The following is a 15165-nucleotide window of genomic DNA, read 5'->3' as shown; positions in this document are numbered from 1 at the left end:
GTTGCTGCGGAGGCTAGTTTCGGAAACAGCAGTGGAGGATGGGCAGGGGGCGAGGGGGCCCGCGTGGCACCGCGTCGGCGTAGGCCGCTCGCTGGCTGACGACTACCGGTACCAACGCCGGCTCAACCAGATTGACGAGCACGGGCTGGAACGCAGGAATCTGCGCGCTGGGGTGGTCGGCCGACTTGGAGCCAAGCTGGCAGTGCTCCAGGCACAAGCCATTATGGGCAGCCGGCGCTTCGGCCTTCTGCGTCATGTCCGGACAGGACTCCGTCATGCCGGCCATGTCCGCCATCCCTTCCATCGAATACCGGCTGCCCGCGCAGGCGTAGGCGGCCGCTGCCAGCTGAACTGTCAGGAATGTACTCAACAGGAAGGCGGCAAGCCAAAGCCGGCGAAAACGGGTACGCACGTGGAAGACTCGGTTTGAGGCGAATGGTAGCAGCGTTTGGGCTCTTCCGGCACATCGTGCGGTTTGCCCCAGATCTAATGCAGACGGGGTAGCCCATCCGGGGGAGCGCTCCGGCGAGCCACGCGAACGCAGGCACCGGAGCGCGGGCTCGGTTACTTGGGTTGACCCATCATTTCGCGACACTTTTGCATCATGGCGGCATGGTCGCGCATCATCGCCGCGTGGTCCTCCGTCTGCTGTTTCTGTTGTTGCGCCTCAGCTCGCTTGGCGGCACGAGCCTTTTCGATCACATACCAATCAGGTCCGGCGACGGCCGATAGCGAGAGCGCCAGGGCGACGGCGCCCACAAGAGCGTGAAGCAGGGATTTCATGATTATTCCTCGTTCCGTATAGGCAGGGACCGCCTAAACCCCAAGAGCGGGCGGCAGGCAACACTGCAAATGGCTAAGTCAGACAGGAGCACGCGTGGCGCGGAGGCGCCAGCTGCGGCAACGCTGTGTGGCGGGATTGCGCTACAGACGGACGCGTTTCGGCGGGCGCTCGAGGCGAGCCGGAACGACGGAGAGATACGCGAATTCCGGATGGGCGACCAAAACGCTGGTCCATGCATCCGTGGTGGACCCGGTTGCTAACGGCGTGCCAGCGAAGACCGCACAAGCGGAGGACGTGCAGGGAATACGAGACGGGCCGCTGGCATGCCGGTCGCCGGCACAGCTGTGACTGACGCAGTCATGCGGGCTGGCGGTCTCGACACTGGCCTGCGCCCCTTGCACAGGCATATGAGCAGGCATGTCAGCCAGGCCGGCGACACAGCAACTGTCCAACGGCCCGGCTTGCGCCCGCAGGGGCAAAGCCAGCGCCAGGGTCAGCAGCATGACGACACGCCAAAACTGTTTCATATGCTTACGCATTGGGCGCTCCGAGCCGACGCGCGGTAGCGCCGTCGCGGATCTGTCTTCAGTATAGGTCTTCATCATGCTCGAGCCACCGGCGGTTCCGGCGTCGCCCGGCCCGCAGAACCGGGCGACGCGAACGACAGGTAGACCTCGTCGAGCAAGCGATTGTCCCCGCCGGCCAATCGCTCCAGGGCGGCTAGCAGGTGCTCGGCCACACCGTACTGCTGCTGGTCGCATGCCCGCCGGAATACCGCGAACACGTCACGTGCGGCGTTGCTCCTGGTTCGAGGACAAGATCATCGCCATGTACGACCGCACTCGTGACCGTGCGCGAGATCTAGCGTCGTTGCGGCAAGGCGCCCGCACCCCCAATCCAATCAGTCACTTGCTGACTGGTCCTTTTCCCATTGATTTGGGAGCATTGACCAGACCGGGCGCGGCGGCTAGGCGCGACCCGCGGGCGGAAGCCCTTGTATCGGCAAATAGGATTTATCCGTCTTGCCTTGCTTTCCATCAATAAATGGCTTTCCTAACGTTAGCATCGTGCGTAAGATAGGCTAAGAATCACGCTCGGAAGCCGCCATGCCCCGCCTCGCCACCACCCCCGATGAGATCCGCGCCACCGTGCTGGCCATGCTCACCGAGGCCGGCGACGCGGCCCCGCCGACCGTCGCGCGTTTCCGCCGCGCAGTGTCGGTGCGCAAGCTGCGCGCGCGCCTGGGCGGCGGCGACCCGGCCACGCTGTCGCGCACGCTCAACGCGATCGAGGCCGAGGTGGTGCGCGCGGGCCTGGCAGAGGTCGCCATTCCGGACCTCCCGCCCGAGATCGCCGACCAGATGCGCGCGCTGTGGCAGGCCGCGGTCGCGGTGCAGCTCGATGACGTGGTGCACCTCAGGCGCGAGGCGCAGGCGGCCGTCGAGGCCGCGCAGGCCGCGCGCGCCGAGGCCGAACTGCGGGTCGAGCTGCTGCGCCAGGAACTCATCGAGTGCCGCCAGGCGCTCGCCACGCGCGACACCGCGCTGGCCGAGGCGCGCGCCACACTGGATGCGACGACGGCCCGCGCCGACCAGCTGACCAGCCGGGCGGGCCGCTTGGAAACCGAGCTGGCGACCGCGCAGGAACGCGCCATGACGGGCGAGCGCACCCACGCCGAGGCGGTCGCCACCATCCAGGCGCGCTATGAGTCGCTGTCGAGGCAGCTGATGCAGGAGACCGCGCACCAGCGCGACGCGGTGCAGGCCGAGCGCGCCCAACTGGCCTCGCAGCTCAAGTTCGCCGAGCGGCGCCTCGCCGCGCTGGAGCAGGACCGCGCGCGCCTCGACGCGGAGCTGGCCAGCGAGCGGGCCGCGCGCCAGAGCGCCGCCGGCGAGGCGAGCGCGCTCAAGGCCGTCACCGCCAGCCAGCGCGCCCAGCTCGACGAACTGCTGCGCGCGACCCTGGCCGCCGTGCCACCACCGACCAAGGCGCGCGCGCCCAAGGCGAAGGGCAAGCCGACGGCCACGCGGGCCGCCCAGTCATGACCCCGGCCGACTGGATCGACACCGCGGCGGTGTCGCCGCGCGCGCTGCCCGCCAGCCTCGACGCGGCACTGGCCTACGTGGCCGAGGCGCTGGGGCATCCGGTCTATGTGCACTGGACGCTCGCACGCGTCAAGCGCCGCTACGGCTCGCTCGCCGAGGCCAAGGCCGCGCAGCCGGCCGTGCTCAAGCTGCTGCTAGCCCACGATGGAGCGGTCGAGTACTGGGAGCGCGGGCGCCTGCGCACGGTGCCGGCGACCCCGTTTCATCGGACACGGTAGCATTAGGCTCATCACAACAAAAAGAGGAGGAGTCTTGACTCCATTTCAGAATATCGACTTCGTGCTCGCCATGGGCAAGTTGATTTCGCGTTCAATTGGTCCAGCGAGCCTCTGACGACTTTACAGCGATGATCGCGCGCGCGAGCCCGAAGATCCTGGCAAGGAGGTCCTCGTCCCGTGATTGCCCCTGGGCGTGCAGATTGGGGGAGCGAGGCTTACCGCGCTGCAGGTGTTCGAACAGGTCTACACCGCTGCCAGACGGGACGGCCATGCGCCACCAGACCATCATTGTCGAAGTTCGGGCGGATCGATGCATTCTAAGGTACGGTTCGCTGAGGGCAACATGACATCGCCCATTGTTCGAGTTGTGCCGGCCGTCCGCACGCGAGGTGTAGCCGGCTTCATTCAGCGTTGGGATGTGGTCGCCGAAAGAGCGACGACGCACTATCCGACTCAACGAGAAGCCGTCGCCGCTGGTTTGAAAAGGGCTAAGCAGGACGGTGCCATCGTCTTCATCTACGATGCAAGTGGCAAGCTCTGTATCTACGAGAACTTCGGCGATCCCGCGGTGACCGAGACGCTGTTCCATCTCGAAATCCGCGGCGACTTATGAGGCAAACAGCGTCCAGCAAGGCCCTGCCGAGTGCCAGGCGAGAATCTGCTACACACGTCCACTTCGGGTGGCCAATGGAACCTATCCACAACGGAGTTCTACGTGAGGCTCAGCCCGATGTGCCGGACAAATCGCATGACCTCTTTCCAGCGCATGCCATTGCTTTCAGCGGCGCAGCGAAAAAAAGGGGATCGTCAGGAAAATGTGTGGGTGCCCGGAGGCTCCGGAAGGTTCCCAAGTGCATGATATAGCGCGATTTCCGTGGCTCTGAAGGTCCGGAAGCCGTACGCTTTTCTCATGGTGACTTTGGCCTTATTGTTCAGACCCTCGACGACGCCGCTGGAGAACTGCTTGCGCGCACGGAAGTAGTTGAGGATCAGTTCACGGTGGACACGCACGGTGCGGGCGAACTTCTTCATCGGCTCGATGCGCGAGCGCATCACTTGGGTACACCACTGGTCGAGGAATTTGCCGGCCCACTCGGGCGAGATGTAATCCCAGAGTTGCTGGAACTCTTCCTTGAGCAGCCAGGCCCGCACGGTCCGCAAGTTGTATTGCAGCAGATCGCGCAGACGCACCCGCTGTTTGTCGGTCAGATTTTCCTGCCGCTTGAGCAGGCACCAGCGGGACTTCTTGAGCACTGGCTCGTATCCGTCGCGGCTCATGCGGCGACTTTCCTCGGCGCGAACCTCATCGATCGCCTTGTTCATCTTGGCAACGATGTGGAAGCGATCCAGGATGTTCAGTGCGTTGGGGCAATGCAGCGCGATCATCTCGAGATAGGGCTTCCACATGTCAGAGCAGACGAACTCGACCTTCTCACATACCTGTTTTCCGATCATGGCGAAGAACTTCGAGAAGCTTTCTTTCGTGCGCTCCTGCCCGACCCAGAGCAGGCGCGTGCAGCCGGCCTCGATCTGGTAGACCAGTGTGAGGTACTTGTGTCCACGACCATACTGAATCTCATCGACGCCAAAGGCGCGGATCGTACCGACTTCGCGATGGGCCAGCCCCCAGTCGACCACCCACTCCACTGCGTTGAAGACTTTCTCCCAACTGGTGCGGAAGCTTTGTGCCGTCTCCCTCCACGACAGCTTGCGTGCCCACTGCGCCAGGAACAGCATGTACGCTCGGGTGAGCGTGTGCTTGCCACTGGCCCACGGCAGGGCTTCGACCTTCACGCCACAGTCACGACAATCGACGCGCCGCATGGTGTAAAGCAGGAACACTGCAAAACCCCAGACTGGAATAAACTCGAACCTGCGCTGCGCAAGCGTGTCGTAACCCCGCGCAGGCTGGCTACAGCATGAGCAGATCGCCTTGGAACCCTTGCGCGGTCGTACCTCGATCTCGATGGACTGGGTTGCTTCGCACAGCCGCGCACCTTCATAGACAAAACCGGGAAAATGGTGGCAGGCGTTGAGCAAGCGAGTCAGCAACATGGTTAGCGCGGCCCCAAGCGGCAAGGGCAAAAAAGTCGCTATTGTCGCCCCGGACCAGGATGCGTTGGCGCGTTACGTGCCGGACCTGCAGAACTGGCCCGCGTCCTGGCGTTTCGATGACCAGGACCTCCCGCCCGGGCAGGCACTCGTCGAAGTGTTCACGCCTTTCCTGCAACACCTGCTCACACTGGGATATGCGCGCAAAACGTTGAATTATCACCGCGATCACCTCTGGATGCTCGGCGGAGCATCTCATTGAGGTCCGCCACGAAGACCCGGACGCGGCCGCCATGGATGCCCGCACGCTCGTTCTCCACCAAATTCACAAGTACGGAGGTCCGTTGATCTCCCGGCACCTCGACGAGCAGGCCCAGAGCGCCTTCGATGCGACCTGCAAGAAGCTCTATCGCTTCCTCTGCTCCTCGTAAATCGCCTCCATCTACCCACAGATTCCCCCGACGAGCCAAAAAAGGAGGCCGCCTTAAGGCGGCCTCACATCAGAGCGCTGAGCGCTCTTGGCTTACTGGTTCGGCGCGCCGCACTGCTTGCGCCAGACCACCAGTCTGGCTGAAATCTAGCCAATTCCCGCAAGGATTTCAAGTTCGCGAACCCCACTCCGCTTCAGTACGTCAACCTCACCTTCATTCCCACCAGCTTGCGGACGCTCCATCTTGCGTGCTGCGGCCGCACTCGGAGCCCGCGTCGCGTGCGACCCGATTCGCCTAAGTTTCTGCGCTCAGATCCATAGGTAATGGTCACCGTGGTCGTATCGGCGTCGGTCCCGGAAACAGGTGTGGTCTGCAGCGGGTCCACGGCCAGAGCCCATAGATGTTCACCGTAGCACTGCCCGCGCCAAGCAACATCGGGATGTCGACCCGGACAATGCTGGTCGATGTCGCTTGCCCCCTGTGCTGCGGGGCAAGGACGGCGGGCGTTATGATCGATTCGGTGGTAGAACCCAGCGGCGATAAGCAAGTGGCGGGGACCATGTGGATGAAAATCGGCTACGTCATCGAGACGCACGCATCATACCTGGCTGCGGTTGCGTGAAGTCACCGCAACGGTGGTCGGTGACTCAGCCAGCGGCACGAAGCGTCGTGTCGCGCCGTCAAGCGCGTCGATGCTGCCCGTCTCGATGTCGTACACCCAGCCGTGCAGATTCAGCCGTCCCTGTTCGAGCGCGAGTGCCACCGACGGATGTGTGCGCAGGTTCGCCAGTTGCGCGATCACGTTCTCACGCACGAGCCCGTCGAGCTTGGCGCGCGGCGTATCGAACTGATGCGCCGCGTTGATCGCTTTCGCGGCGTCCGAATGGCGCAGCCAGTTCGCGACTGCCGGCAGATGATCAAGGCACGTGCAACGCGAAATCGCGCCCATCGCGCCGCAGTCCGAATGGCCGCAGATTACGATGTCCTGCACGCCCAGCACCGCGACCGCATATTCGACGGTGGCCGACACACCACCGGGTTCTGGACCGTATGATGGCACGATGTTGCCCGCGTTGCGGATCACGAACAGTTCGCCCGGCTCACGCTGCGTGAGGAGTTCGGGCACGACGCGGCTGTCCGAGCAGGTCACGAACAGCGCCTTTGGGTTTTGTGTCGTCGCGAGCTGCTTGAAAAGCTCGACGCGTTGCGGGTAGACTTCGCGCTGAAAGCGCAGGAAGCCGTCGATGATGTCACGCATGGCTTTCTCCAGGTTCAAATGGCAGATGCTGGCACGACCACGACCGTTCGATATGCCGTCGTGCCGGTGCGGCCGCCATTATTGCCGATATCGAGCATTGGCTGAACATTGGGTAGCACGCAGCTTACGGGGCTGTGCCGAGACGGAACAGTACGTACCGACGCTCGGAACTCTCAAAAGCCATCATCATCATCCGGGGAGCAGCGACCCTATCAATTGAAGCAACGTGTCGCGATCGACGGGCTTGCGTAATACCCCTTCGCAAAGGCCCGCCGGTGCGGACCAATCGGAAGCCGTGCAGACAATTAGCGGGACCTCTCTCAGCGATTCGTCAGCCTTGATGGCGCTACACAAGCCAGCACCGTCAAGCCCCGGCATATTCAGGTCCGTCACCACAATTGCCGGTCGCGTGCTGCGTGCCAAATTCAGGGCCTCAGAACCGTCGCTGGCCACAATCACGTGAAAACCTGAGCCTTCCAAAAGACGCGCGCATGCATGCAACTGCAATTGCTCGTCGTCAACCAGTAGGATGGTGGCCTTGGAGCGAGGCGCGAGATTTTGACTGGCCATGGTGGCCCCCCCTGCGTCCCTGTGCAAGACAAGTGTAACGCGATCGCTTCCAGCTGGGCGCGGGCCGCTATCGGCTCCGTTCGGACAACCTGGCATACAAGGCGATTCGGATGCCGCCGTGTGGCGCGAGGTCGCCACCGCGCCAGTCCGGCATGGTGACATCGACTTTGCATATGCCCGCCTCGAACAACCTGTCGGCCAACTCGCACGGATCCGCACACTCAAACTGGCGGCCATCCTCCAACGTTGCCATTAGCCCATCGTCCCGCATTTCCACATAGGCCTTCATGAGTATCTCCTGGTACCGGAATCTCATTCGCATTCGGTTAGCGTGACCTCCGGCTCGTCATGCAACCTTCAGAGCCTTAAACCCCACTTGGCGCAACATCGGCGCAAACCAGGTGGAAGCGCTGCGAGGGAGCCGCAATCGGTGAGACTGCCCTTTCCGAAAAACATAGAAGTTGGTTCTACCCCGCGCTCTCCTGTATTGGAAGCGGAAGCAGCGAGACTGTCCGGACTTGAGCGCGAATTCGTTGGACTGTTCTACTGCTGTTGCACACTATCCCTTGTCGATCCTGATGGGCCCGTCGGTTCCACCCATTGGCCTTAAGTCCTAGACCATAAGACGGATTGCCGCGGACCTTTGTCGCCGGCGAGGATCGGAAAGGTCGCCGTTGCCAAGTAGGTGCATGATGCAAAGCAAGAACGTTCACATAGTGCCCGTCGGGAACGCCTGGGCCGTCGAACTAGATGGGGGCACTGACCGAACAGTCTACCCGAGTCAGATGGCAGCCATAGCAGCTGGATGGGAGCGCGCCAAGCGCGGCCAGGTGGACCTGCTCTTCCATGATCGGGACGGCGAAATCTGGGCTCGTGACACCTTTGACAATGACTTGCCCGACGTCAAGCGACCGGCAATCGCGCGTCGAAAACCGCAACAGCTTACACCTGAGCGTGACGCCTCGGTTCCGCTATGCGGTGCGATGGCAAACAGGCAATAGGGAATTGTTCTCCAGTAGGGAAACAACCCCTAGCGTAATAGAACCTGCTGTCGCGGATGATTATCCTGAACTGAGCCGATTCTGCGACCGCTCGATGCATTGTCTGGCCCCGATCCAGCCCGGCCCGGGGGGCATCCGATCCGGTCCCCGGCCGTCGCTGCAGCCTGAATTGCCGTCACCAGCTCTGGTCGGAACGGGCGCCGAACGTGGTTCAGCGCCCGTATCGCTGGCTTGATGCTATTTGCGCAGATCGAACCGGTCGAGGTTCATCACCTTCGTCCATGCTGCGATGAAGTCGTTGACGAACTTCTCCTTGGCGTCCGCGCTTGCATAGACTTCGCACAGCGCCCGGAGCTGGGAGTTTGACCCGAACACCAGGTCGCACTCCCGCTTGCCGCTCTTGCGATCGACCCCTTCAAACACATCGCGCAAAGCCCGGGGGAGCCGAAGGAGTATCGCGTCGCGGAGAACCTTGCAGTCTGGCGACGCCAGCCTAAACTGGCACCAGTTCCACCCCTAGCCCGAGGTTTGAATCGGTGGCCAATCTAACCCATTGAAACGCCTGGAGATTTTCAAGCGACAGGGGCTGGCTACTGGGAACAGGCGGGGTCGATGCCGAGCAACGCAAAGGCTTTGCGCTGCAACGGCGTGGGACGGGTCGTGATGACGATCTTGGCCTGAGGATTGATCGAGGTGGAGGTGATGTTATAGGTCAGCGTGGCGAGGTCCTGCAGCAGCGTCTGCAGGCTGTGCACGGGCAGGTCGTCGTCGGTGCGGTGGCGCGCGGCTTTGGCGTTGGCCCCCTCCGAGCGCGGCGTCGGCATGACCACATTGGCACGCTGATCACGCAGCGTGGCCAGTTCCTCATCGTCATGGAGCAGTGGCTTGAGCGCTGCGCGCAGATGCCATTCGACGTAGTAGGCGAGCATGCATAGAAACACGTGCGCGCGCACGCGTGACTCGCTGAAGTGATAGATCGGACGTACCTGCAGATCGACCGTCTTCATCGAGCGGAAGGCCCGCTCGACTTGCGCCAGACTCTTGTAGGCCAGGACCGTCTGGGTGTCGGAGAGCCGTTCACTCGGCACGTTGGTCCGCAGGACGTAGAGCCCATCGAGCGCGGCCTCGGCATCGATCTGCTCTTGCTTGCGGGTGAAGGTAAAGCTCGTCTCGGTGATGTTCAGCTCGAAGTGCTTGGCCATCCGATAGCGCTCGATCACGCGCCCCACGCGCAAGCCAATTTTGTCCTGGCCGCGCAGGCGATTACGAGTGCGCTCGGTGGCCTGCGCGATCGCGGCCAGTTCCATTTCGGTGGCCGCCAGCAGCTCGGCGCGCTTTCTGGCGCGCTCCTCGGCCAACGCCGGGTTGCGGCAGACCAGCAGCCGCTCGTCCGGATAGCGCTCGCTGTTCACTGCGATGAGACCGCGCTCGTCGAACAGCGAGGGCTGCCAGGGACCGCGCTCCTCGATCAGCTCGGCAATCTGCGGCGAACGCAGCGCGGTGATCCAGCCCATGCCGGCCGGGCGCAGCACCTGCTCGATGCGCGCGGCGGTAATCATGCCGCGATCGCCCACCCACACCACCTGTGACAGGCCAAAGCGCTCCTTGAGCTTGCTGATCTGCGCCGCCAGCGTGGCCGGATCGGCGGTGTTGCCGGCAAACACCTCGACCGCCACCGGACAGCCATCGGCGGCGCACAGCAAGCCATACACGATCTGCGGCTCATCGCGTTTGCCGTCGCGCGAGTAACCGTAGCGGGCCAGCGCGCAGTGCCGGCCGGTGACCCAGGTTGAGGTGAGGTCATAGAGCACCAGCACGCCGTCGCTCAGATGCTGGCGGGCAAGGTGTACTCCGTCGGGCCGCTGTCCCGTCGGCGCCCTTTACGACGAATACCGGGGGCCGACGGTTGCCCTGCAGGGGCTGAAGGACCGGCGTGCGCTCGTTGGCGTAAGCTACGGGATCGGGCCCGCGAAGCTTTATGCGGGCTACCGCTGGTTCAACGGCAATATGCTCGGCATCCGCGACCGGCACACGCTCCAACTTGTACTGGGCGGGCCTACGCTATCAATTGACCTCGGCCTTGTCTCTCACCGGGGCGGCGTACTATACGGATGTGCGAGGTTCCGGAGCCGACCCGCTGATGTTCGTTGCGTCGACTGACTACGCCTTCTCCAAGCGAACCGACGTGTACTTCAATGTCGGCTATGTCCGCAACAAGGGCGGCTCGCAGCTTGGCTTGAACGGCTTCAATGCCAGCAGTGACGCCCCGGTCAATGTCGTCCCGGGCGACAATCAGGCGGGCGTTGTGCTGGGCGTTCGGCACAAGTTCTAAGCGGAAGCAGTTGAAAGGTCCTTTTACCGAAGGGCCAGTAGCCACGGCGTACCGCCGTGGCTATTTTTACATCTCGGTGGTCGCTCCATACTGGCCCCACGGCTGAAGAGACCGGCTAGAGGCGGCCCTCACCTCGATTGCGCGGAAACGTCAGGATGAAGCGCGTTTTGCCGCCCGACGACTCCGCCGAAATCTGACCGCCATGCGCGACCATGATGGCCTGGGTGATGGATAGTCCCAAGCCTACGCTATCGGAATCCGCCCGGGTCCGCGACTTGTCTGCGCGGAAGAAGCGATCGAAAATCGAGGGCAGCAGATCGGGACTGATCTCCTTGCCTTCATTCTCCACCACGATGGTGGCATGACCGGGCTGCTCCCGCGCCTCGACCACGATCTGCTTTCCTTCTGGTGTGTAGCGCAGCGCATTGGAGAGCAGGTTGCTGAGTGCCCGGCGCAGCATCAGGCGGTCGCCGGCGATCCGTGCCTGTCCCTGTAGCCGCAGATTCACGCCTTTGTCCTCAGCCAGCGCATCATAGAAGTCGAACAGCGCCTGCACTTCGTCGGCCACGTTGATGGCTTCCTCGTTGGGCAGCGTGATGCCATGCTCCATCTTTGCCAGGTACAGCATATCGGAGACCATCCGCCCAAGCCGCTGCAGCTCCTCCGCATTGGAGGCGAGAACGTCCCGATACTTTGCCGCGTCGCGCGGCTGCGACAGTACGACATGCGTCTGGGTCATCAGGTTGGTAATCGGGGTGCGCAACTCATGAGCCAGGTCGGAAGAGAATTCCGATAGCCGTCGAAAGTCATCCTGCAACCGCTCCAGCATCGCGTTCAGCGTTGCCGCCAGATCGGCCATCTCGACCGGCACGGCTTCCACCGGCATGCGCGCGTCCAGCTTGTTCGCGGTCACGCCCTTGGCGCGCGAGGCCATCATCCGTAACGGTGCGAGCCCGCGCCGCGCGGCCCACCAGCCGAACAGGCCGCTGGCTGCGACAGCCAGGGTCGTATAGAACGCCAGCGATTGGCGGAAAGCATGCATGAAGTGGGCATGAATTTCGGTATCCATGCCGACGACGATGTTCAAGGGCCCGGTTCTCGCGTCTGCCACTGTCGCCTGCGCACGCATGCCGCGGTATTCCTGCCCGTTTTGCTGCCAGACAAAGGTGTCATCCTGCGCGGACTGCCGCCAGATGGCCTCGAAGGCTGTCCCGAAATCGAAGCCCTTGGTAGCATAGACGCTGTGGCCTTGCGCGGTCTGCACCTGCACGACGAACCCAGAATGATGCTCGACCATTTCCTGGAGCCGGATCGGCAACCGGTCGATCGGGCTCTCCTCAGCGATCCTTTGGATCAGGCGAATGTTGTCACCCAACACGACATAATCTTCGTTGGCGAAGTGGCGATCCATCGCCAGCCAAATCAGCACGCCCAGACCGAGCATTACGACCGCAGACGAGAGCGAGAACAGGATGGTCAAGCGCATCGTCAATGACAGGCGATGCGTCATTCCTGTTCCTCCGGCGCTTCCAGGACGTAGCCCATGCCGCGAACGGTCTGGATCAGCTTTGTCTCGAAATCGTCATCGATCTTCGCCCGTAAGCGGCGAATGGCCACATCGATCACATTGCTGTCGCTGTCAAAGTTCATATCCCAGACCTGGGAGGCGATCAGCGAGCGCGGCAAGACCTCTCCGCGCCTACGGGCGAGCAGCTCGAGCAGCGCAAACTCCTTGCTTGTGAGCGCGATGCGGCGACCGGCGCGCGAAGCCCGACGCCGGCCCAGGTCCAACACCAGGTCACCCACCTGGATGCGGTCCATCGCCAGTTGTACGGTGCCGCGACGCAACAGCGTCCGGACCCTCGCCAAGAGCTCCGAGAAGGCAAACGGCTTCACCAGATAGTCGTCGGCGCCAAGCTCCAGTCCCCTGACCCGGTCGGCCACACTGTCACGGGCAGTTAGAAACAAGACCGGGACCGCGTTCTCCGCGGCCCGGATGGTCTGCAGAATGCGCCAGCCATCGAGATCCGGCAGCATGACGTCGAGGATAATCAGGTCGTATGCCTCGTTGAGCGCCAGGTGTTGTCCGTCAAGTCCGTTGGCGACCAGGTCGACAACGAATCCGGCCTCGGTCAGCCCCTGACGCAAATACTCACCTGTCTTGGATTCGTCCTCCACTACCAGCAGCTTCACGTTCGCGCCTCCCCTTTTTTTGAGATCGTGTGGCCAGCCCTTTTGGACTGGCCCTGTACGAGGTAGTCTACCCAGACGCTTCGCGAGTGACTTCTACCTTACCGGAATGTAATGTTCAGGTAAGTTGACCGTAGCCTCATTTTCGTTACTCTTTCCATGCCGCCTTCCGACGCGGCCATTCAAGCAAAAAAGGACTATTTCATGCGACGTGATCGACCGTCTGGCATTGTGCTGCCCAACCTTCCGCGCCGCCGGTTTGTGCAGGGTCTGGCTGCCGGGGGTGTGATGGCGGGGCTGTCCGGTCTTGGCGGCAGCGCGTGGGCTCAGGTGTCAGACCAACCCAATAATGCCTCATACGGCACAGCACCGGTGTTGCGCGGGACCGAATTCGACCTCGTGATCGGTGAGTCGGTCGTCAACTTCACCGGGGCGCCGAGGGTGGCGACCACTATCAATGGCATGTTGCCGGGGCCCACGCTGCGCTGGCGGCAGGGCGAGACGGTGACAATTCGGGTGACAAACCGGTTGCGTGAGCATACGTCGATTCACTGGCATGGGATCATTCTGCCGTTCCAGATGGACGGCGTGCCTGGCATCAGCTTCGCCGGCATCGCACCAGGCGAGACGTTCACCTACCGCTTCAAGGTCGACCAGACCGGCAGCTATTGGTATCACTCGCACTCGGGCTTCCAGGAAATGACCGGCGTGTATGGCGGCATTGTCATCGATCCGGCCTCCGGCGCAGATGGCGTCCAGGCCGATCGCGACTACACCGTGCTGCTCTCGGATTGGACCGATGAAGATCCGATGCGAGTGCTCTCGAAGTTGAAGGTCCAGAGCGACTACTACAACTATAACCAGCCCACGGTTATCGATTTCTTCCGCGACGTCTCGAACGAGGGGATGAAGAGCGCGCTCGCCAAGCGCAAGATGTGGAATGAGATGCGCATGAATCCGACAGATCTCGCGGACCTGTCCGGCGCCACCCTGACCTATCTGACCAATGGCGTCACCCCAGCCGGCAACTGGACCGGCGTGTTCAAGCCCGGTGAGAAGGTCCGTCTGCGGTTCATCAACGGTGCGGGCAACACGTTCTACGATGTGCGCATTCCCGGTCTGAAACTCAAGGTCATCCAGGTCGACGGGCAGAACATTGAACCGGTGTCGGTTGATGAGTTCCGATTCGGGCCGGGCGAGACCTGTGACGTAGTGATCGAGCCGCGCGACGACGCCTATACCATCTTCTCCCAGTCGATGGACCGCACGGGCTATGCCCGCGGCACGCTGGCGACGCGCGCGGGGCTGACTGCGCCGGTGCCGGCTGTCGACAAGCCGCAATGGCTCACCATGGCAGACATGATGGGCAGCATGGGCGGCATGGATCACGGTGAGATGGCCATGCAAGGCATGAACCACGCCGGAATGCAGGGGATGGACCATAGCTCCATGGGCATGCAAGGCATGGGTCACGGGGCAATGGCGATGGACCACAGCCAGCATGCCATGGGTGGCATGGGTGGCATGAGTGGCATGGAGGCTGACGCATCGCTGAAGGTGCCCAGCACCAAGGCGCGGCACGCGAAGACGGAATACAGCGCCAGCACCGATATGCGGGTGGACATGGCGCGAACCAACCTGGATGACCCCGGCATCGGCCTGCGCAACAACGGGCGTCGCGTGTTGACGCTGGCCGACCAGCATACCATTGGCGGTCCGTTGGACAAGCGCGGTCCGGGGCGCGAGGTGGAATTGCACCTGACCGGAAATATGGAGCGGTATTCGTGGTCATTTGACGGCGTGGAATTCGGGAAATCTACCCCGGTCTATTTCAAGTACGGCGAGCGACTGCGCGTCATCCTGCACAACGACACGATGATGACGCACCCAATGCATATGCACGGCATGTGGAGTGAACTCGAGTCGCCGGATGGCTCCTTCCAGGCTCGCCGACACACGATTGCCGTTCAGCCGGCGCAGCGCATCAGCTTCCTCGTCACTGCCGACGCATTGGGACGGTGGGCCTGGCATTGCCACCTGATGTTGCACATGGACGCGGGGATGTTCCGCGAAGTGGTGGTGGCCTGACCTCTTAACCGAATACGCACATGCATAAACAAACAAGAACAGTACTGGCCGCCTTGCTTGCGTCCGCGGGCATGAGCGCCGCCTGGGCGCAACACACCCACACACAAGATAGTCAGGCAGAATCCTCTTCGACCGG

General features: G+C 62.5%; 15 protein-coding genes and 3 pseudogenes. 7 read left to right on the top strand and 11 right to left on the bottom strand.

The features are described from left to right. Nucleotides 1-13 precede the first annotated feature (13 nt). The 3 genes from ACWTPI_RS35210 to ACWTPI_RS35200 form a co-directional block, all read right to left on the bottom strand. Nucleotides 14-412: a copper resistance protein gene (locus ACWTPI_RS35210; RefSeq protein WP_454731561.1), complete on the bottom strand. Its 399-nt coding sequence runs from the start codon at nt 410-412 to the stop codon at nt 14-16. Between the two features lie 152 nt (nt 413-564). Next, on the bottom strand, nt 565-783 hold the full coding sequence (locus ACWTPI_RS35205) for a hypothetical protein (protein WP_454731562.1): 219 nt from the start codon (nt 781-783) through the stop codon (nt 565-567). Nucleotides 784-924: 141 nt separating this feature from the next. Next, on the bottom strand, nt 925-1389 hold the full coding sequence (locus tag ACWTPI_RS35200) for a hypothetical protein (RefSeq protein WP_454731563.1): 465 nt from the start codon (nt 1387-1389) through the stop codon (nt 925-927). Between the two features lie 501 nt (nt 1390-1890). Here ACWTPI_RS35200 and ACWTPI_RS35195 point away from each other — a divergent pair. The 3 genes and pseudogenes from ACWTPI_RS35195 to ACWTPI_RS35185 all read left to right on the top strand — a co-directional run bounded on the left by ACWTPI_RS35195 (nt 1891) and on the right by ACWTPI_RS35185 (nt 3720). Then, nucleotides 1891-2829, top strand: coding sequence for a DNA-binding protein (locus ACWTPI_RS35195; protein ID WP_454731564.1), 939 nt, complete (start codon nt 1891-1893; stop codon nt 2827-2829). After that, nucleotides 2826-3083, top strand: a pseudogene (locus tag ACWTPI_RS35190) (site-specific integrase); the annotation flags it as partial. The gene ACWTPI_RS35195 and the pseudogene ACWTPI_RS35190, both read left to right, overlap by 4 nt. A 367-nt stretch (nt 3084-3450) precedes the next feature. Continuing rightward, on the top strand, nt 3451-3720 hold the full coding sequence (locus ACWTPI_RS35185; protein ID WP_454731565.1) for a DUF2188 domain-containing protein: 270 nt from the start codon (nt 3451-3453) through the stop codon (nt 3718-3720). Nucleotides 3721-3914: 194 nt separating this feature from the next. On the opposite strand, the gene ACWTPI_RS35180 is transcribed toward ACWTPI_RS35185, so the two are convergent. Beyond that, complete coding sequence (locus ACWTPI_RS35180; protein WP_439672887.1) at nt 3915-5162, bottom strand: ISL3 family transposase; 1248 nt, start codon at nt 5160-5162, stop codon at nt 3915-3917. Between ACWTPI_RS35180 and ACWTPI_RS35175 the strand changes: the two genes are divergently transcribed. Beyond that, nucleotides 5161-5421 (top strand): hypothetical protein, encoded by a 261-nt coding sequence (locus ACWTPI_RS35175; RefSeq protein ID WP_454730667.1) that lies wholly within the window; start codon nt 5161-5163, stop codon nt 5419-5421. The two genes, ACWTPI_RS35180 and ACWTPI_RS35175, sit on opposite strands and share 2 nt — an antisense overlap. 767 nt (nt 5422-6188) lie before the next feature. Here ACWTPI_RS35175 and ACWTPI_RS35170 read toward each other — a convergent pair. The 3 genes from ACWTPI_RS35170 to ACWTPI_RS35160 all read right to left on the bottom strand — a co-directional run bounded on the left by ACWTPI_RS35170 (nt 6189) and on the right by ACWTPI_RS35160 (nt 7707). Beyond that, on the bottom strand, nt 6189-6848 hold the full coding sequence (locus ACWTPI_RS35170; protein WP_454731566.1) for a carbonic anhydrase: 660 nt from the start codon (nt 6846-6848) through the stop codon (nt 6189-6191). Nucleotides 6849-7037: 189 nt separating this feature from the next. Next, complete coding sequence (locus ACWTPI_RS35165) at nt 7038-7418, bottom strand: response regulator (RefSeq protein ID WP_454731567.1); 381 nt, start codon at nt 7416-7418, stop codon at nt 7038-7040. Between the two features lie 67 nt (nt 7419-7485). Further along, entirely contained in the window at nt 7486-7707 is a 222-nt protein-coding gene (locus tag ACWTPI_RS35160; protein ID WP_454731568.1) for a hypothetical protein, read from the bottom strand. A 400-nt stretch (nt 7708-8107) separates the two neighbouring features. Here ACWTPI_RS35160 and ACWTPI_RS35155 point away from each other — a divergent pair, with 400 nt between their 5' ends. Then, complete coding sequence (locus ACWTPI_RS35155; protein WP_454731576.1) at nt 8108-8419, top strand: DUF2188 domain-containing protein; 312 nt, start codon at nt 8108-8110, stop codon at nt 8417-8419. A gap of 237 nt (nt 8420-8656) precedes the next feature. Here ACWTPI_RS35155 and ACWTPI_RS35150 read toward each other — a convergent pair. Next, nucleotides 8657-8848: pseudogene (locus tag ACWTPI_RS35150) on the bottom strand (hypothetical protein); the annotation flags it as partial. Between the two features lie 161 nt (nt 8849-9009). Then, nucleotides 9010-10263: pseudogene (locus ACWTPI_RS35145) on the bottom strand (IS1634 family transposase); the annotation flags it as partial. A gap of 224 nt (nt 10264-10487) precedes the next feature. Here ACWTPI_RS35145 and ACWTPI_RS35140 point away from each other — a divergent pair. Beyond that, nucleotides 10488-10751, top strand: a complete 264-nt coding sequence (locus ACWTPI_RS35140; RefSeq protein WP_454740821.1) for a hypothetical protein — start codon at nt 10488-10490, stop codon at nt 10749-10751. A 115-nt stretch (nt 10752-10866) separates the two neighbouring features. Here ACWTPI_RS35140 and ACWTPI_RS35135 read toward each other — a convergent pair whose 3' ends face one another. Beyond that, nucleotides 10867-12261, bottom strand: coding sequence for a heavy metal sensor histidine kinase (locus ACWTPI_RS35135; protein ID WP_454734096.1), 1395 nt, complete (start codon nt 12259-12261; stop codon nt 10867-10869). Continuing rightward, complete coding sequence (locus tag ACWTPI_RS35130; RefSeq protein ID WP_454734095.1) at nt 12258-12944, bottom strand: heavy metal response regulator transcription factor; 687 nt, start codon at nt 12942-12944, stop codon at nt 12258-12260. Before ACWTPI_RS35130 ends, ACWTPI_RS35135 begins: the two co-directional genes overlap by 4 nt. Before the next feature lie 201 nt (nt 12945-13145). On the opposite strand from ACWTPI_RS35130, the gene ACWTPI_RS35125 reads away from it, so the two are divergent. Further along, the gene (locus tag ACWTPI_RS35125) at nt 13146-15029 is read left to right on the top strand and encodes a copper resistance system multicopper oxidase (RefSeq protein WP_454734121.1); all 1884 of its coding nucleotides are present in this window, start codon (nt 13146-13148) and stop codon (nt 15027-15029) included. Nucleotides 15030-15165: the final 136 nt, after the last annotated feature.

It is taken from the genome of Cupriavidus ulmosensis (genome assembly GCF_977008105.1).
The sequence above is the reverse complement of the archived record's forward strand: the minus strand, read 5'-3'. Positions and strand labels throughout refer to the sequence as shown.